The sequence below is a fragment of the Micromonospora sp. CNZ295 genome, assembly GCF_004217535.1.
The window spans coordinates 5859950-5877043 of the sequence record NZ_SHKZ01000001.1 but is presented as its reverse complement, the minus strand read 5'-3'; the positions used below and the strand labels follow the sequence as shown (position 1 = coordinate 5877043).

General features: G+C 74.4%; 14 protein-coding genes. 7 read left to right on the top strand and 7 right to left on the bottom strand.

The window, feature by feature from the left end; translation table 11 throughout:
- Nucleotides 1-10: 10 nt before the first annotated feature.
- Nucleotides 11-1309 carry a DUF58 domain-containing protein gene (locus tag EV376_RS27315; RefSeq protein WP_130327890.1) on the bottom strand — a complete coding sequence of 433 codons (1299 nt, stop codon included), beginning with the start codon at nt 1307-1309 and terminating at the stop codon, nt 11-13.
- A 1-nt stretch (nt 1310) separates the two neighbouring features.
- A complete protein-coding gene (locus tag EV376_RS27310; protein WP_130327888.1) occupies nt 1311-2363 on the bottom strand; it encodes an AAA family ATPase in 1053 nt (350 codons plus the stop codon).
- A 468-nt stretch (nt 2364-2831) separates the two neighbouring features.
- Between EV376_RS27310 and leuS the strand changes: the two genes are divergently transcribed.
- A complete protein-coding gene (leuS, locus tag EV376_RS27305) occupies nt 2832-5672 on the top strand; it encodes a leucine--tRNA ligase (protein WP_130327886.1) in 2841 nt (946 codons plus the stop codon).
- A gap of 71 nt (nt 5673-5743) precedes the next feature.
- Here leuS and EV376_RS27300 read toward each other — a convergent pair whose 3' ends face one another.
- Nucleotides 5744-6598 (bottom strand): ABC transporter permease subunit, encoded by an 855-nt coding sequence (locus tag EV376_RS27300; protein WP_130327884.1) that lies wholly within the window; start codon nt 6596-6598, stop codon nt 5744-5746.
- The gene (locus EV376_RS27295) at nt 6595-7509 is read right to left on the bottom strand and encodes an ABC transporter ATP-binding protein (RefSeq protein ID WP_486482820.1); all 915 of its coding nucleotides are present in this window, start codon (nt 7507-7509) and stop codon (nt 6595-6597) included. The genes EV376_RS27300 and EV376_RS27295 overlap by 4 nt, the downstream gene beginning before the upstream one ends.
- Before the next feature lie 132 nt (nt 7510-7641).
- Between EV376_RS27295 and EV376_RS27290 the strand changes: the two genes are divergently transcribed.
- Together EV376_RS27290 and EV376_RS27285 are read left to right on the top strand one after the other, a co-directional pair.
- Nucleotides 7642-8862, top strand: a complete 1221-nt coding sequence (locus EV376_RS27290; RefSeq protein ID WP_130327882.1) for a histidine kinase — start codon at nt 7642-7644, stop codon at nt 8860-8862.
- Entirely contained in the window at nt 8859-9515 is a 657-nt protein-coding gene (locus EV376_RS27285) for a response regulator transcription factor (protein ID WP_130327880.1), read from the top strand. Before EV376_RS27290 ends, EV376_RS27285 begins: the two co-directional genes overlap by 4 nt.
- 40 nt (nt 9516-9555) lie before the next feature.
- Here the strand turns inward: EV376_RS27285 and EV376_RS27280 are convergent, their stop codons facing one another.
- The 3 genes from EV376_RS27280 to EV376_RS27270 are packed head-to-tail and all read right to left on the bottom strand — an operon-like array spanning nt 9556 to nt 12243.
- A complete protein-coding gene (locus tag EV376_RS27280; protein WP_486482942.1) occupies nt 9556-10239 on the bottom strand; it encodes a TVP38/TMEM64 family protein in 684 nt (227 codons plus the stop codon).
- Between the two features lie 47 nt (nt 10240-10286).
- Nucleotides 10287-11006 carry a type 1 glutamine amidotransferase family protein gene (locus EV376_RS27275; protein ID WP_130327876.1) on the bottom strand — a complete coding sequence of 240 codons (720 nt, stop codon included), beginning with the start codon at nt 11004-11006 and terminating at the stop codon, nt 10287-10289.
- Nucleotides 10996-12243 (bottom strand): MurT ligase domain-containing protein, encoded by a 1248-nt coding sequence (locus EV376_RS27270; RefSeq protein ID WP_130328893.1) that lies wholly within the window; start codon nt 12241-12243, stop codon nt 10996-10998. Before EV376_RS27270 ends, EV376_RS27275 begins: the two co-directional genes overlap by 11 nt.
- Nucleotides 12244-12599: 356 nt before the next feature.
- Between EV376_RS27270 and mraZ the strand changes: the two genes are divergently transcribed.
- The 4 genes from mraZ to EV376_RS27250 all read left to right on the top strand — a co-directional run bounded on the left by mraZ (nt 12600) and on the right by EV376_RS27250 (nt 17089).
- Complete coding sequence (mraZ, locus tag EV376_RS27265; RefSeq protein ID WP_130327874.1) at nt 12600-13031, top strand: division/cell wall cluster transcriptional repressor MraZ; 432 nt, start codon at nt 12600-12602, stop codon at nt 13029-13031.
- A 205-nt stretch (nt 13032-13236) separates the two neighbouring features.
- Nucleotides 13237-14340: a 16S rRNA (cytosine(1402)-N(4))-methyltransferase RsmH gene (gene rsmH, locus EV376_RS27260; protein WP_130328892.1), complete on the top strand. Its 1104-nt coding sequence runs from the start codon at nt 13237-13239 to the stop codon at nt 14338-14340.
- Nucleotides 14330-14923 carry a cell division protein FtsL gene (gene ftsL, locus EV376_RS27255; protein ID WP_130327872.1) on the top strand — a complete coding sequence of 198 codons (594 nt, stop codon included), beginning with the start codon at nt 14330-14332 and terminating at the stop codon, nt 14921-14923. Before rsmH ends, ftsL begins: the two co-directional genes overlap by 11 nt.
- A gap of 3 nt (nt 14924-14926) precedes the next feature.
- On the top strand, nt 14927-17089 hold the full coding sequence (locus tag EV376_RS27250) for a peptidoglycan D,D-transpeptidase FtsI family protein (protein ID WP_130327870.1): 2163 nt from the start codon (nt 14927-14929) through the stop codon (nt 17087-17089).
- The last annotated feature ends 5 nt before the right edge of the window (nt 17090-17094 follow it).

Here is a 17094-nt window from a genome sequence, read left to right as displayed (position 1 = left end):
AACCTTCCGTTCATCGCATGCCGCCGGCCACGGTCTCGGCCAGCGCCGCCCGGAGGGCGAAGCCCTGCGAGCCCCGCCCCGCCTGCGGCCACAGCGCCGGCAGCCGGGCGCCGTGGTCGACGCCGATCACGCGCCAGCCGCTCTGCAGCAGGGCGAGGGCGGCGGTGGCGTGCGCGTGGTCGGCCTCGGCCCGGGCCTTGGCCGGGAGGGTGAGCCAGGTGGAGCTGTCCAGCAGGAACGCCACGCAGGTGGCCCCGTTGCCGCGGAGCCCGGCCAGCAACTCCGCCTCGGCGGTGCTGAGCGTCCCGAACAAGCCGATGATCAGGCCGCCGTCCGAGCGCTGCCGCACCGCCTGCACCAGGGTGGTGACCTCGACGCGCTGGTCGAGGCGGACCTCGGCGAGGTGATCGAGGAGCACCCCGTCGCCGGCCACCTCCGTGGCGTCGACGTCCGCGCCGGAGCCGGTGACCAGGCGCAGCTTGTAGCCGCCCTGCCGCAGGTGCACGGCGATGCTCGCGGCGGCGGAGACGGCCCACTCGAAGCTGGCCGTGGGCCCGTCGCCACGGTGCCCGTACGCCCGGGTGTCGAGCAGGACGGTGGCGCGGCTCTCCCAGGGCTGCTCCTCGCGGCGCACCATCAGCTCGCCGGTGCGCGCGGTCGACTTCCAGTGCACCCGGCGCAGGTCGTCGCCCACCCGGTACTCGCGGGTCGCCGCGTCGTCCTCGCCGTGCACCGCCACCGAGCGGGCCCGGCTGTCGCCACTGCCCACGTACTCACCGGGGAGCCGGACCACCGGCAGGGGCGTGACCTGCGGGATCACCGTGAGCCGGTCGGTGCTGGGAAAGGCCCGGGTCAGCTCGCACAGACCGAACGGGTCGGTCATCCGGACCACCAGCGGGCCGACCTCGTACCGGCCGCGCACATCGGCCCGGACGGTGTACGCCACCGAGCTGGCCTGGTGCGCGCCGAGCCGGTCCAGCACGACCCGGGGTCGGCTGCCCAGCGCGTACGGCAGCCGGTCCTCCAGCAGGAGCGTGCCGGTGGGCAGCCGGGACAGGTTCTGCAGGCGCAGCACCACGCGGGAGCTGGCCCCGACCGGCACCCGGTGCGGGTCCAGCGACCGGTGGCAGGCCAGCTTGTAGCGGCTGCGGCCGACGTAGAGCGCCGCCAGCAGCGGCAGGACGGCGAGCAGCACGGCCACCCGGAGCAGGTCCCTCTCGCCGAGGATCAGGGCCGAGATCGCCGCGGCGGCCGCCGCGGCGAGGAACGACCGGCCCCGGGTGGTCAGCCCGCGCAGCCCCTCGCGCACGTCAGGGCCTCCGCGGCTCGTACGGGGCGCGGCCGTTGCCGGTGGCGGGCCGGGTGTCGTACGGCGAGCGGCGGCGCTCGTGCGGCAGCGGCAGCCGGTGCACGAGGTCGGAGACGATCGCGTCGGTGGTGCGCCGGGCCAGCTGCGCGTCGGCGGTGGGGATGATCCGGTGCGCCAGCACCGGCACGGCCAGCACCTGCAGGTCGTCGGGGAGCACGTAGTCGCGTCCCTCGAGCGCGGCGACCGCGCGGGCGGTGCGCAGCAGCTGGAGGGTGGCCCGGGGCGACGCGCCGAGGCGCAGGTCGGGCGCCTCCCGGCTGGCGGTGACCAGGTCCACCGCGTACTGCTTGACGGCGTCGGCGACGTGCACCTGCCGGACGTGCCCGATGAGCCGGCGCACCGTGTTGGCGTCCGAGACCGGCCGGAGCTCCTGCAGCGGGTCGGTCGCGCCGTGCCCGTCGAGCATCGCCAGCTCCGCGCCGGCGTCCGGGTACCCCATCGCGATCCGGGCGGTGAACCGGTCGCGCTGGGCCTCGGGCAGCGGGTAGGTGCCCTCCATCTCGATCGGGTTCTGCGTGGCGATCACCATGAACGGCGTCTGCAGCTGGTAGGTCACGCCGTCGACGGTGACCTGCCGCTCCTCCATGCACTCCAGCAGCGCCGACTGGGTCTTCGGCGAGGCCCGGTTGATCTCGTCGCCGACCACCAGGTTGGCGAAGACGGCGCCGGGGCGGAACTCGAAGTCGTGCGTCTCCTGGTTGTAGACGCTGACGCCGGTCACGTCGCTGGGCAGCAGGTCGGGGGTGAACTGGATCCGGCGCACCGAACAGTCGATCGAGCGGGCGAGCGCCTTGGCCAGCTTGGTCTTGCCGACCCCGGGCACGTCCTCGATGAGCAGGTGGCCCTCGGCGAGGAGCACGGCCAGGGCGAGCCGAACGGTGGCGGTCTTGCCCTCGATGACCTGTTCGATGTTCGCCACGATGGCGTCACTGGCGGCGCGGAACTCGTCGTGCGGCAGCAGACCGCCCACCTCGTCCCAGGTCTGTTGTGTCACGGGCCTCCTCCTCGTCGCCTGGACGGCAGCTCTGAATAGAGCACCTGGACCCGCCGTTGGGTTCGCGCGAGCGTGCCACGTCTGCCGCAAAAATCTCACTGGTCTCTCAGGCTAACCATGTTTGTCGCTGTCGCCGACCCCCGCAGGTGGACCGCCGGTTACGCCCCGAATATTCGCCGATACGGGGGAGGGGGCGACTGCGCTTGGTGCCGCAGTCGATCACGGAGCGCTGCCGCGTGGTGGCGGCCACGTGGCCGGCCCGGCGGCGCGCTACACTGCGGAGCATGGCCGGAGTCTTCCTGCTTCTTACCGGGCCGTGCTGATGCGCTGAGCGCGCGACAGCACGGCGGCCCCTCCTGCGCGAGGGGCTTTTTTGTGCCCGCCGTCGGCCCGGTCCGTGTCAGGCGGGCGGTGAGCACCGACCGAGACCGCACGAGACGACCCGCGCCGAGCGAAGCGAGGAGAGCCATGACTGAGGCAGCCGCACCGGCCAGCGACATCCCACCGTACCGGTACACCGCCGCCCTGGCCGACGAGATCGAGCGCCGCTGGCAGGACGCCTGGGAGCGGGAGGGCACCTTCCACGCCCCCAACCCGACCGGCCCGCTGGCCGACCCCGACCACCCCCGCGCCGGGGCGGAGAAGCTGTACGTGCTGGACATGTTCCCGTACCCCTCGGGCGCCGGCCTGCACGTCGGGCACCCGCTGGGCTACATCGGCACCGACTGCTTCGCCCGCTACCAGCGGATGGCCGGGCGCAACGTGCTGCACGCGATGGGCTTCGACGCCTTCGGGCTGCCCGCCGAGCAGTACGCCGTGCAGACCGGCACCCACCCGCGTGCCACCACCGAGGCGAACATCGCCCGGTACAAGGCGCAGCTGCGCCGCCTGGGGCTGGCCCACGACGAGCGGCGTTCGGTCGCCACCATCGACACCGACTTCTACCGCTGGACCCAGTGGATCTTCCTGCAGATCTACAACGCCTGGTACGACACCGAGGCGCAGCGGGCCCGGCCGATCGCCGAGCTGATCGCCGAGTTCTCCGGCGGCACCCGGCACACCCCGGACGGGCGGCCCTGGGCCGAGCTGACCGAGGCCGAGCGCCGGGCGATCGTCGACGACCACCGGCTGGCGTACGTCTCGGAGGCCCCGGTCAACTGGTGCCCCGGTCTGGGCACGGTGCTGGCCAACGAGGAGGTCACCGCCGACGGCCGCTCCGAGCGGGGCAACTTCCCGGTCTTCAAGCGGAACCTGAAGCAGTGGATGATGCGGATCACCGCGTACGGTGACCGGCTGCTGGACGACCTGGACAAGCTGGACTGGCCCGAGCCGATCAAGCTGATGCAGCGCAACTGGATCGGCCGCTCCACCGGCGCGCACATCGACTTCCCGACCGCCGTCGCGCCGATCCGGGTGTTCACCACCCGACCGGACACCGTCTTCGGCGCCACCTACATGGTGCTGGCCCCCGAGCACGACCTGGTCGACGCGCTGGTGCCGGCGACCTGGCCGGAGGGCACCAAGGACGTCTGGACCGGCGGGCACGCCAGCCCCCGGGCGGCGGTCGAGGCGTACCGGAAGGCCGCCGCGGCGAAGACCGACGTCGAGCGGCAGGCCGACACGAAGGAGAAGACCGGCGTCTTCATCGGGGCGTACGCCACCAACCCGGTCAACGACGCGCAGATCCCGATCTTCATCGCCGACTACGTCCTGGCCGGCTACGGCACCGGGGCGATCATGGCGGTGCCCGCCCAGGACGAGCGGGACTGGGCGTTCGCCGAGGTCTTCGAGCTGCCGATCGTGCGCACCGTGCAGCCGGCGGAGGGCTTCGCCGGCAAGGCGTACACCGGGGAGGGCCCGGCGATCAACAGCGCCGCGCCGGACCGCGGCCTGGACCTGGACGGCCTGGGGGTGGCCGAGGCCAAGGCCCGGATCATCGAGTGGCTGGAGGCCACCGGCCACGGCGCCGGCGCGGTGACCTACCGGCTGCGGGACTGGCTGTTCAGCCGGCAGCGCTACTGGGGCGAGCCGTTCCCGATCGTCTACGACGAAACCGGCGCCGCCATCGCGCTGCCCGAGGAGCTGCTGCCGGTCGAGCTGCCCGAGGTGGACGACTTCTCGCCGCGCACCTTCGACCCGGAGGACGCGGGGTCGAACCCGGAGACGCCGCTGTCGCGCCGCCGCGACTGGGTCGAGGTGGAACTGGACCTGGGCGACGGGCCGAAGCGCTACACGCGGGAGACCAACGTGATGCCGCAGTGGGCCGGCTCCTGCTGGTACGAGCTGCGCTACCTGGACCCGACCGACGCCGGCCGGTTCGTCGACCCGGACAACGAGCGGTACTGGATGGGCCCGCGCGGCGAGGGCGACTGCGGCGGCACCGACCTGTACGTCGGCGGCGCCGAGCACGCCGTGCTGCACCTGCTGTACGCCCGGTTCTGGCACAAGGTGCTGTACGACCTGGGCCATGTGTCGAGCTTCGAGCCGTTCCGGAAGCTGTTCAACCAGGGCTACATCCAGGCGTACGCGTACACCGACGCGCGCGGGGCGTACGTGCCGGCGGAGCAGGTCGTCGAGCGCGAGGGCGGCTACTACCTGGGCGACGTCCAGGTCAACCGCGAGTACGGCAAGATGGGCAAGTCCCTGAAGAACGTGGTGACGCCGGACGAGATGTGCGCGGCGTACGGCGCGGACACGTTCCGGGTGTACGAGATGTCGATGGGCCCGCTGGAGGTGTCCCGCCCGTGGGAGACCCGGGCGGTGGTCGGCTCGTTCCGGTTCCTGCAGCGGGTGTGGCGGGCGATCGTCGACGAGGGGACCGGCGCGACGCGGGTGGTGGACACGCCGGCCGACGAGGCGACCCGCCGGCTGCTGCACAAGGTGATCGACGGGGTCCGCGGTGACATGGAGGGGATCCGGTTCAACACCGCGATCGCCAAGCTGATCGAGCTGACCAACGCGCTGACCCGGCTGCCGGCGACGCCGCGCGAGGTGGCCGAGCCGCTGGTGCTGATGCTGGCGCCGTTCGCCCCGCACGTCGCCGAGGAGCTGTGGCGCCGGATGGGCCACCCGACCTCCCTGACGTACGCCGACTTCCCGGTCGCCGACCCGGCCCTGCTGGTGACCGAGACGGTGACGTACCCGGTGCAGGTCAACGGGAAGGTGCGCGGCCGGGTCGAGGTGCCGGCCGACGCCGCCGAGGAGGCGGTGCGGATCGCGGCCCTGGAGGCGGTCGACGGCTCCCTGGCCGGCCGGGAGCCGCGCAAGGTCATCGTGGTTCCCGGCCGGATGGTCTCCGTGGTGCTGTGAAGCGGGCGCGAACGGCGCCGGCGACCTGGGTCGCCGGCGCCGTTCGTCGTGCCGGCGCCCCGGCCGGTCGGTCAGGGATCGCGGCGGTGGACGGCGGTCAGGGCGGCGAGCGTCGCGGCCACCGACCAGCCGGCGTAGGCGAGCCAGGCACCGGTGACCGTGGCCGGGAACGGATCCGGGTTCACGATGTCGGGGTGCACCGCGATCAGCCGCTGCCAGGCCCCGACCGGTAGCGCGTTGCGGCACTCGGCGATCCACCGGTGCTCGTCGCTGCCCACGATCAGCGGCAGCAGCACGAGCACGGCCGTGGCCGCGACCACGGCCCCGGCCGCGTGCCGGATGAGGGCACCCAGACCCATGCCGAGCAGCGCGCAGACCGGGACGAGAACACCGCTGCCCAGCACCGCGCGCAGCACCCCCGGCTCGCCGATCGACCAGCCGGCGTTCCGGTCGGCGAGGATCGCCTGGGACACCCAGAACGAGGTCCCCGAGGTGACCAGACCGAGGGCGAGCATGACCCCGGTCAGCACGGTGGCCTTCGCCGCGACCACCGAGCGGCGGGCGGGAACGGCGGCGAACGTGGCCCGGATCAGTCCGCTGTGGTACTCGCCGACGACGGTCAGCGCGCCGACGGTCGTCGCGGCCAGCATCAGCAGCAGGTAGCCGGCCTCCGGGAAGGCGTCCCGCACCGGTCCGTACAGGTGGAACAGCTCCCGCCGCCCCTCCGGGTACGACGGCCAGTTCCGGTGGTCGGCGAGGCTGGCGTTGACGCTGACCGCGATCACGAAGAGGTAGACCAGCGGTAGCGTCCACCGGGTGGAGCGCAGCGACCACAGTTTGATCCACTCGGCGGCCAGCAGGTCCCGGAACCGGGCCGGTGCCTCGGTCGCGGCCGGCCGACGGGTCAGCTCGGTCAGGGCGGTCATCGGGTCTCCTCCCCGGCGAGGTACTCGACGCTGCCGGCGGTGAGCTCCATGAACGCCTCCTCCAGCGACGCGGTACGGGTGGTCAGTTCGTGCAGCCCGATCCGGTGGGCGAGGGCGAGGTCCCCGATCCGGGCGGCCGTCAGGCCGGTCACGGCGAGCGTCCCGCCGTCGGCGGGTACGACGTGCGCGCCCTCGGCCGCCAGCACCGCCGCCAGTGCCGCCGGGTCGGGCGTCCGGAGGGTCACGCTCGCCCGGGCGCTGCGGGCGGCGAACTCGCCGAGGCTCTGCTCCGCGATCAGCCGACCGCGACCGAGCACCACGAGCCGGTCGGCGCAGTTCTCCATCTCGCTCATCAGGTGGCTGGAGACGAAGACGGTCCGTCCCTCGCCGGCCAGCCGCCGGAACAGCTCCCGGACCCAGCGCACCCCCTCCGGGTCGAGGCCGTTGAACGGCTCGTCGAACAGCAGCACCGGCGGGTCGCCGAGCAGGGCGGCGGCGATACCGAGCCGCTGCCGCATGCCGAGCGAGAAACCGGCGATGCGCCGCCGGGCGGCACCGGCCAGCCCCACCTCGCGGAGCACCTCGTCGACCCGGGCGCGCCCGATGCCGTTGCTGCGGGCCAGCGCCGAGAGGTGCGCGGCGGCGGTCCGGCCGCCGTGCACGTCACCGGCGTCGAGCAGCGCGCCGGCGTGGCGCAGCCCGCGCGGCCGGTCGGCGAAGCGCAGCCCGCCGATCGTGGCGCTGCCGCTGGTCGGCGTGGTGAGGCCCAGGATCATCCGCAGGGTGGTGGACTTGCCGGCCCCGTTGGGGCCGAGGAACCCGGTGACGTGACCGGGGCGCACGGTCAGGGTGAGGCCGTCGACGGACGTGGTGCGGCCGTACCTCTTGGTCAGGGCGGTCAGTTCGATCACGGGGTCCACGCTGCCGGGCGGCGGCCGGCGGGGCGTCGCCCCGGCGGTCACAACCGGAGGGCGGCCATCGGCCGCCGGGCGTACGCCCGTGGGCCGATGACCGGGCGGCCGAGGGCTGGCTAACGTGGCCGCATGGACGCCACCGTGCCGTTGTCGCGCCGCGCCTCGTCGCTGGCCCGGACGGCCCTGCCCTGGGTCGGGGTGGCCGTGCTGCCGGTGGCCGTGCTCACGGCCCCGGTCCTGGCGAGCAGCCGGGACGGCGTGGGCTTCGGCGACTGGTGGCTCGAGGAGCGCTACCTGGTGCCGCTGCTGGCCGTGGGGTTGCCCGCCGGCCTGTTGCGCCGCCGGCCGGTGCTCGCCCTGGCGCTGATGCTCGTCGCGGCGTGCGTGGTCACCGCGGCCGTCGGCGTCCCGGACGACGGCTACCTGACCGACATCTGGTACGCGCAGTTCCTGGCGGTCGACCTGGTGGTGGGGCTGATCGCGGCGACCCGGTCCCGCCGGGTCTCGGTGCCGGTGGCCGTCGGGGTGCTCGTCGTGCAGATCACCGCGAGCTTCGTGAACCCCTCCACCGACCCCGTCAGCCGGGCCACGCTCTCCGTGCTGGCGGTCCTGACCGCGTGGACGGTCGGCAACTCCGCCCGTGCCCGGCGCGGCTACGCCGAGGCCGTTCGGGCGCACACCGCCGCCGAGGCGGTCACCGCCGAGCGACTGCGCATCGCCCGCGAGCTGCACGACATGGTCGCGCACAGCATCGGGGTGATCGCCATCCAGGCCGGCATGGGGGCCCGGGTCATCGACAGCCAGCCGGCACAGGCCCGCGCCGCGCTGGCCACCATCGAGGCGACCAGCCGGGACACGTTGGCCGGCCTGCGGCGTACGCTCGGCGCGCTGCGCCGCCCGCAGTCGGAGGCGGCGTCGCTGGATCCGACGCCCGGCCTGGCCGACCTCGACCGGCTGGTGTCGTCCGCCGCCGACGCCGGGGTCCGGGTGGAGGTGCGGCAGCGCGGCGAGCGGCGGCCGGTCCCGGCCGACGTCGACCTCGCCGCGTTCCGGATCGTCCAGGAGGCGCTCACCAACGTGGTCCGACACGCGGGCACCGACCGGTGCCGGCTCACCGTCACCCACGGCCCGGACGAGATCGCGGTGGAGGTCGTCGACGACGGCCGGGGCGGCGCGGTCGGCGGTGCGGGGCACGGGCTCGTCGGCATGCGGGAGCGGGTCGCCCTGGCCGGCGGCCGGTTCCGCGCCGGCCCGCGGCCGGAGGGTGGCTTCCGGGTGGCGGCGTGGCTGCCGGTGTCACCGGTGACCGGGGAGCCGGTGGGGTCGCGACCCGGGACGGGGGAGCGGTGAGCGTACGCGTGCTGCTCGTCGACGACCAGCCGCTGGTCCGCGCCGGCCTGCGGGTGCTGATCGCCGACACGCCCGACCTGGTTGTGGTCGGCGAGGCCGGCACCGGCGCCGAGGCCGTCCGGTTGGCCCGCGACGTGGCCCCGGACGTGGTCCTGATGGACCTGCGGATGCCCGGCACGGACGGCATCGCCGCCACCCGCGCGATCACCGCGCAGGGCGGGCCCGCACGGGTGCTGGTGCTCACCACCTTCGACGACGACGAGCACGTGCACGCCGCGCTGCGCGCCGGCGCGAGCGGATTCCTGGTCAAGGACATGGCGGTGGACGAGATCCTCGCCGCGGTCCGGGTGGTCGCCGCCGGTGACGCGCTGATCGCGCCCGCCGTGACCCGCCGGCTGATCGCCGAGTTCGCCCGCCGGCCCGCCCCGGCCGCCGCCCGCCGCGGCCTGGACGGCGTCACCGAACGGGAACGCGAGGTGCTCACCCTGGTCGGCCGGGGCCTGTCCAACGCGGAGATCGCCGCCGAACTCGTGATCAGCGTGGCCACCGCCAAGGCGCACGTGGCCCGGCTGTTCACCAAGCTCGGCGCGCGTGACCGGGTGCACCTGGTGATCGCCGCCTACGAGGCCGGCCTGGTCGCCCCGCCCGCCTGACGCGGCCCCACCGACGTTGCGCGGCCCGGGCGCGCGGGCCTCAGGTGGGGGCGCCGCGGCGCTCGCGTTCGGCACGCCACCAGCGGCGGATGAGCACCGCGGCGGCGATCAGGCCGAGCCCGGCCGGGGCGGCGGCGAACCAGTTGACGTCGTCGGGAGAGGTGACCGCGGCGCCGACGGCCGCGTACCCGAACGCGGTCGGCGCGGACGCGATGACGCTGCCGGCGAGGAACGGCAGCAGCCGGGCGCCGGTGGTCCCGTAGCCGTAGCTGACCAGGCCGAACCCGGCGATCGGCAGCAGCCGCACGGTGACCACGCCGAGCACGCTCTGCCGGGCGAACCAGCCGTCCAGCCGGGCCAGGCGGCCGCGGACCCGCTCGGCGACGAACTCGCGCCCGAGCACCCGGCCCACCGCGAACCCGGCGGCCGCGGCCAGCAGCGCCGCGCCGAGGGCGTAGACGGCTCCCGCCAGCGCGCCGAAGAGCGCGCCGGCGGCCAGCGTGATGAAGGTCCGGGGGACCAGCGCCACGAGCAGCAGCGCGCCGCCGACGATCGCGGCGACCGGGGCGTACCCGCCGAGTCGGTCGGCCCCGTCCGGCAGCTGGGCCGGCTCCGGGCGGGGTACCACGAGCAGCGCCAGGCCGAACCCGGCGAGCAGGAGCAGCAGGACGCCGAACCGGATGGCGGCCGGATCGGCGAGGGCCCGGCGGACGGCGCGGAACAGGTGGCGACGGCCGTCGCGGGTCCCGGCCGCGGGGCGGCCGGGACGGGTCACGGCCGCGCGGCTGCCACCGCGGCGCGGCGCTCGGCGCGGAGCCGGTCCGACCAGGTGTCGTCGAGCGGGGGCAGCTGGTTGACCCCGATCGCCCAGCGCAGCAGCAGGTCGGCCAGGTCCGGGTTGCGGGCCAGGGCCGGCCCGTGCGAATACGTGCCGAGCAGCTTGCCCCGCCACGCGCCCTCGGTGACGCCGTCGTTGCCGACCCCGGCGGTCACCCGGGCCAGCGGGAACGCGTCCGGGCCGAGGTGGGTGCGCCCGCCGTGGTTCTCGAAGCCGGTCAGCGGCGGCAGGCCGAGGCGCGGGTCGATGTCGCCGGCCAGCTCGCCGACGGCGCGGGTGGAACCCCGGTCGGAGGACAGGTCGAGCAGCTCCAGCCCGCCGCACTTGGTGCCCTTGGCGAAGAACGAGGAGCCGAGCAGCTGGTAGCCGGCGCAGACGCCGAACACGACCGAGCCCTGCGCGACGGCCCGGTGCAGGCCGCCGTCGGCGATCAGCCGCTGCGCGCCGAGCGCCTGCGGGCCGTCCTCGCCGCCACCGACGAGGTAGATGTCGGCGGTGGCGGGCAGCGGCTGGTCGGAGCGGATCTCCAGCACCTCGACCGGGTAGCCGCGCCGCTGGGCGCGGCTGGCCAGGATGAGCGCGTTGCCGCGGTCGCCGTAGGTGGAGAGCAGGTCGGGGTAGACCCAGACGATGCGCAGGCTGTCAGAGGACACGGTCCAACTCCGCTCGGATGTCCTGGAACGCGGTGTAGTTCGCGATGACCTCCAGCCGGCCCGGCGGGGCCGTCCGGATCGCCTCGGCGAACGTGCGGACGTGCTGGAACGGCACGTCGTTGACGTCGAGCCGGACCGCCAGGTCGTACGCCCGGTCGCCGGTGATGAGCACCTGCCGGCCCCGGAGCGGGCTGAAGTCGACGTCGAAGAGCCAGGAGGTGTCCAGCCCGTCGGGGTCGCGGGCGTTGATGGAGAGCAGTGTCGGCGCCTCGTCGGCCATGTCGAACGCCTCCAGCCAGCTGGCCGGGTTCTTCGCCAGCAGCAGCCGGATCAGCCGCCCGTCGCGCTCGACCTGCGCGTACCGGCCGGCGACCGAGGTGACCGAGCCGAGCTTGAGCACCGCGTCGACGGGGCGTACGCCGAACTCGGCCGCGACGGCGAGGGCGGTGGCCGCGTTGCCGAGGTTGACCTTGCCCGGGAGCTGGAGCTTGACCTTGTGCCAGGCGCCGGTCGGGTCGAGCACGCCGTCGTCCTCCACCGTCCACTGCGGTGCGGGCCGGCGCAGCGGGCAGCCGGTGCACCACCACTGGTCGCCCTCCCGGGCGATGGTCGAGCCGCACTCGGGGCAGACCCATGAGTCGTCGTGCCAGCGCTGGCCGGCGCTGAACCAGGTGACCTGCGGCGGTGTGATGCGGTGGTCGTGGTTGGGCGGCGGGGTGGCGGCCCAGACCACCATCGGATCGTCGGCGTTCGCGACGACGCGGAGCTCGGGGTGCCGGACCAGCGCCGCGCGCCAGAGCTGCGCCATCATGGCGACTTCCTTGGCCCGGTCGAGCTGGTCGCGGGAGAGGTTGAGCAGCGCCACCACGTGGGCGTCGGTGGAGTCCAGCACCTGGGCGAGGTAGTGCTCGTCGACCTCGAGCACCGCGTACGGGGTGCTGCCGGCCTTGGCCAGCGCCGACGTGTGCCCGGTGGGCATGTTCGCCCCGAAGGAGTTGGTGGCGACCTTGCCGAGGACGCTGACCGCCGCGGTGGCTAGGCGCGTGGTGGTGGTCTTGCCGTTGGTCCCGGAGATCAGGGCGATGGCGCGGCCCGCGGCGAGGTGGGCGAGGAGGTCCGGATCGATCTTGAGGCCGATCCAGCCGCCGATGACCGAGCCGTCGCCTCGGCCGGCGGCGCGCGACAGCGCCGCGGCGGTCCGCGACACGGAGCTGGCCACCTTCGCCCGCAGGGGCATCTTCGGGTCCGTCACGCGAGCGAGGTTACTCCACCGGCGGGCCCCCCAGATCGCCGCCGACGGCGAACCGTTCGGCCGGCTACCGTCTGTCGGCCGGTCGGACCGGCATCGGCCGGATGGAGTTGATCTATGTCGGAAAGCGGACGCGGTCGCCGGAGCCGTTTCGCCCTCCACTCCGCTCCACCCCTTCTGACGTGCGGTTTTGCCCGCGCGCCACGCGCGCCACGCGGGCATTTCCGGTTGCAGGTGGAGGGAAGTGGAGTAGAGTGGGGCGCGATGGTGAGGCCGGGAGGGCCCACCGGCCCGGGGGGTCAGCGGCGCCGCGAACGCCGCTAGAGGGCGAGGGGGTTGGGCCGATGTTCCTCGGCACCCACACTCCGCGCCTCGACGACAAGGGCCGGTTGATCCTTCCGGCGAAGTTCCGGGACGAGCTGGCGGGGGGTGTCGTGATCACCAAAGGGCAGGAGCGCTGCCTCTACGTCTTCCCGACGCCGGAGTTCCAGCGGATCGCGGAGCAGCTGCGCGCACAGCCGATGACGCACAAGGCGGCCCGGGCCTACAGCCGGGTCTTCTTCGCCAGCGCGCACGACGAGGTCCCCGACAAGCAGGGACGGGTGACCATCCCGGCCCACCTGCGGCAGTACGCCGCCCTCGACCGCGACCTGGTCGTGATCGGCGCGCACACCCGGGTGGAGATCTGGGACCGCACCGCCTGGGAGACCTACCTCGCGGAGAGCGAAGACGACTTCGCCGACATCGAGGAGGGGGTGCTGCCCGGCGGTCTGTAGGGCGTGACGGCGCCCGGCGTACTGCGAGATCTCCAGCCGCTTTCGAGTTCCTGGCACCCCTTCCCCGGTGCCAGGCGCACGATCCGATCGGGGGGCCGTGGCCGGAAGGCGGGCGGAAGCGGATGGGGATCTGGCGGTACGGCGGCACGGCGTCGTCCGACGACAGGCGCGAGACGACGGACGGACTGAACCAGTGGGGGTCGAGATGGGGGAGCTACGCGGCACGCACGTGCCGGTGCTGCTCGAGCGGTGTCTCGAGCTGCTGGCCCCCGCGCTCGACCGGGGCGAGCGGACCGTCCACGTGGACGCCACGCTCGGGCTGGGTGGGCACGCCGAGGCCGTGCTGGCGGCACACCCGCGGACGGTGCTGGTGGGGCTCGACCGGGACCGGGAGGCGCTCGCGCACGCGCGTGCGCGGCTGGCCCGGTTCGCCGACCGGATCCACCTGGCGCACGCCGTCTACGACGAGCTGCCGGAGGTGCTCGACCGGCTCGGTCTGCCGGCCGTCGACGGGGTCCTGTTCGACCTCGGTGTCTCCTCGTTGCAGCTCGACGCGCCCGACCGCGGGTTCGCGTACGCGCAGGACGCACCGCTGGACATGCGGATGGACCAGACCCGGGGGGTGACCGCCGAGGAGGTGGTCAACACCTATCCGCACCCGGATCTGGCCCGGGTGCTGCGGGTCTACGGCGAGGAGAAGTTCGCGACCCGGATCGCGTCGGCGATCGTGCGGGAGCGGGAACGCGCCCGGATCACCTCGTCGGCCCGGCTGGCGGAACTGGTCCGGGAGAGCATTCCGGCAGCAGCCCGACGAACCGGTGGACACCCGGCAAAGAGAACGTTTCAGGCTTTACGGATAGAGGTAAACAAAGAGCTGGCGGCGCTGGAGGCAGCGCTGCCGGCGGCGCTCGACCGGCTCACGGTGGGGGGCCGAATGGTGGTCCTGTCCTACCACTCGCTGGAGGACCGGCTCACCAAGGTCGCCCTGGCCGACCGGGTCCGCAGCACGGGCCCGGTCGACCTGCCGGTCGAGCTGCCCGGGACCGGTCCGACGTTCCGGCTGCTCAGCCGGGGCGCGGAGCTGCCGGGCGAGGCGGAGGTCGCGGCGAACCCGCGCGCCGCCTCGGTGCGGCTGCGGGCCGCAGAGCGGCTCGACCCGACCGCGGAGCAGCACCGGCGTACCGACCGCGAACGGTACCGCCGGCGGGTCCGGGCGATGCACCAACCGGGGACGGGGTCGACCGTGCGACGGCCGGCCCCGAGGGACGGGACAGGGACGGACGAAGAGGGGGAGGGACATGACGATTGACAAGCGCGACCGCCGGGACGTGACCGGCGGCGGGCAGCGCACACCGCGGTCGGGGGGCCGGATCGCGGCGGAGCGGGCCACGCGCACCGGAACGGGCACGCCGCGGGCGACCCGGTCGGCGGAGACTCGCGCCCGGGGGGCGCGCGAGTTCCCGACGCAGGGCACCGCCGCGCTGCGCCCGGAGCGGACCGCCGCCAACGCGGCGCGTCCGCCCCGGCTGCGGGTGGCGCCGCCGGCGCCGGTGTCGGTGCCGCGCGCGCCGTTCGCCGCGCTGATCGTGCTGCTGGTGGTCGGCGGGGTGCTCGGCATCCTGCTGGTCAACACGAAGATCAACGAGAACGCGTTCCGCCTGGAGAAGCTGCAGCAGCAGCAGGCCAAGCTGGACCTGGAGCAGCAGCAGCTCAACCGGGAGATCGCCGAGGCGGAGGCGCCGGGCAACCTGACCGCCGCCGCGCGCAAGCTCGGCCTGGTCGAGGCCGACGAGCCGGCGTACATCCGGCTGCCGGACGGCAAGACCATCGGCGTGCCGCAGCCGGCCAGCGGGCAGCCGTCGGTCACCAGCCAGCAGGGCACCGGGGGGTAGGCCGTGCCGCCGAGATCGGAGGAACCGCGCCGGGACGCCACGGGCTCCCGGCGCGGCCCGTCCCGTGGCGACGGAGCCGCCGATCACCGCTCGGCCGAGCCGGGCGTCGGCGGCATCTCCGGCGCCCGGGCGTACACCCCCCGGGGTCGCACCATCGGCGAGGAGCGGCTGGGTGACGCCCGGGCGACCCGCGCCGAGCAGCGCCGGACGCCGCGCGGCGGCCGCTCCGGTGACCCGTTCCGCCCGGCCCTGCAGGTGCTCGACGGCGGTCGCGCCGGCCGGCGGGAGCCGCCGCCGCGCCGTACGTCGGTGGTCCGGACCGTGCCCGAGCGCGCGCCGCGCGACGAGCCGCCGGCCCGTCGCCGCCCCGCACGCGCCGCGCCGGCCCGACCGGCGGCCCGGCGCCCGGCACGCAAGCCGCCGAAGCCGCCCCGGCTGGCCGATCCCGGCCGGCGGCTGCGGCTGGGCACCGCGCTGGCCCTCACGCTGTTCGCCGTCATCGGGATCCGGCTCGTCGTGCTCCAGGCCGTGGAGAGCCCGGCGTACGCCGACGCGGGTCTCGCCGACCGGCTGCGCACCGTGGTCCTGCCGGCCCCCCGCGGCGCCATCTACGACCGGGGCGGCGCGGCCCTCGCGCACAGCGTCGAGGCGCGGTACGTCTACGCCGACCCCACCCAGATCGAGGACGTGCAGGCCACCGCGAAGGCCCTCGCACCGCTGCTCGGCATCCCGCCGTCGGACCTGGCGGAGCGGATGGCGCCGCGCAACCGGCCCAACGGCAAGCCGTCGCAGTTCGAGTACCTGGCCCGCGGGGTGGACGTCGGTCGGGCCCGGCAGATCACGGCGCTGAACCTGCCGGGCATCAACACCCACCGGGACGAGCGGCGCGAGGTGCCCGGCGACGACCTGGCGGCGAACCTCATCGGGTTCACCAGCGCCGACATGAACGGCCTGGAGGGGCTGGAGGCGCGCTACGACAAGCTGCTCGCCGGCGTGGACGGCAAGCGGGTCTATGAGGTTGGCCTCGGCGACCTGGCCGCGCCGATCCCCGGCGGCTACAGCGAGACCACGAAGGCGAAGCCGGGCAGCTCGCTGCGGCTCACCATCGACCGCGACCTGCAGTACATGGTGCAGGTCCTGCTGGCGAAGCAGATGGGGAAGGTCAAGGGCTCGACCGGGGCGGCGGTCGTGCTGGAGGTCGGCACCGGCGAGGTGCTGGCCCAGGCCTCGTACCCCACCTACAACGCGGCGAACCCGCTGGACAGTAAGCCGACCGAGCGGGAGGACGTGGCGACCAGCTTTGTGGTCGACCCGGGCTCGGTGCACAAGGCGATCACGTTCGGGGCGGCGCTCCAGGAAGGCGTGATCACCCCGGACACGACGCTGCCCATCGCGAACGGGATCAAGATGGGCGACACCTGGTTCCCCGACACTCACCCGGTGGGCGGCAGGCGGATGAGCCTGGCCGGGATGATGGCGTACTCGTCCAACGTCGGCACCATCACGATCGCCGAGCAGCTCGGCCGGGACCGGCTCATCGACTACCAGAAGCGGTTCGGCCTCGGCGAGCCGACCGGGGTCGGGATGCCCGGCGAGGCGAGCGGCCGGCTGCTGCCCGCGGACGAGTGGAGCGGGTCGTCGTACGGGTCGGTGCCGATCGGGCACAGCGTCGACGCCACGCCGCTGCAGATGGCCACCGCGTACGCGACGATCGCCAACGACGGCACGTACGTGCAGCCGCGCCTGGTCAAGGAGATCATCGGGCCGGACGGGAAGCGGACCGAGCCGGAACCCCCGGTGACCCGCAAGGTGCTCAGCCCGGACATCGCCGCCGAGCTGCGCACCATCCTGGAGGCGGTGACCACCGTCGACCACGCGACCGGCCTGGCGGCGGCCGTCCCCGGCTACCGGGTGGCGGGCAAGACCGGCACCGGCTGGCGGCTGGTCGAGGGGCGCAAGCAGCCCGGCGAGGTGGCGTCGTTCATCGGGATGGCGCCGGCCGAGAAGCCCCGGTACGTGATCGCCGTGTTCGCGCACACCCCCGGCGGTGGTGGCGGGGACATCGCCGCCCCGGCGTTCCGGGAGATGATGCAGTTCGCGCTGCGGCACTACCGGGTGCCGCCGTCGTCGACCGCCGCGCCGAAGTTCCAGGTCTTTCCGCGCTGAGCGGC

Bases quoted from the DNA above. Each gene is read 5' to 3' on its own strand.
- EV376_RS27290 (WP_130327882.1), top strand. From the start codon at position 7,642: ATGGACGCCACCGTGCCGTTGTCGCGCCGCGCCTCGTCGCTGGCCCGG.
- leuS (WP_130327886.1), top strand. From the start codon at position 2,832: ATGACTGAGGCAGCCGCACCGGCCAGCGACATCCCACCGTACCGGTAC.
- mraZ (WP_130327874.1), top strand. From the start codon at position 12,600: ATGTTCCTCGGCACCCACACTCCGCGCCTCGACGACAAGGGCCGGTTG.
- rsmH (WP_130328892.1), top strand. From the start codon at position 13,237: ATGGGGGAGCTACGCGGCACGCACGTGCCGGTGCTGCTCGAGCGGTGT.
- ftsL (WP_130327872.1), top strand. From the start codon at position 14,330: ATGACGATTGACAAGCGCGACCGCCGGGACGTGACCGGCGGCGGGCAG.
- EV376_RS27270 (WP_130328893.1), bottom strand. From the start codon at position 12,243: ATGCCCCTGCGGGCGAAGGTGGCCAGCTCCGTGTCGCGGACCGCCGCG.
- EV376_RS27300 (WP_130327884.1), bottom strand. From the start codon at position 6,598: ATGACCGCCCTGACCGAGCTGACCCGTCGGCCGGCCGCGACCGAGGCA.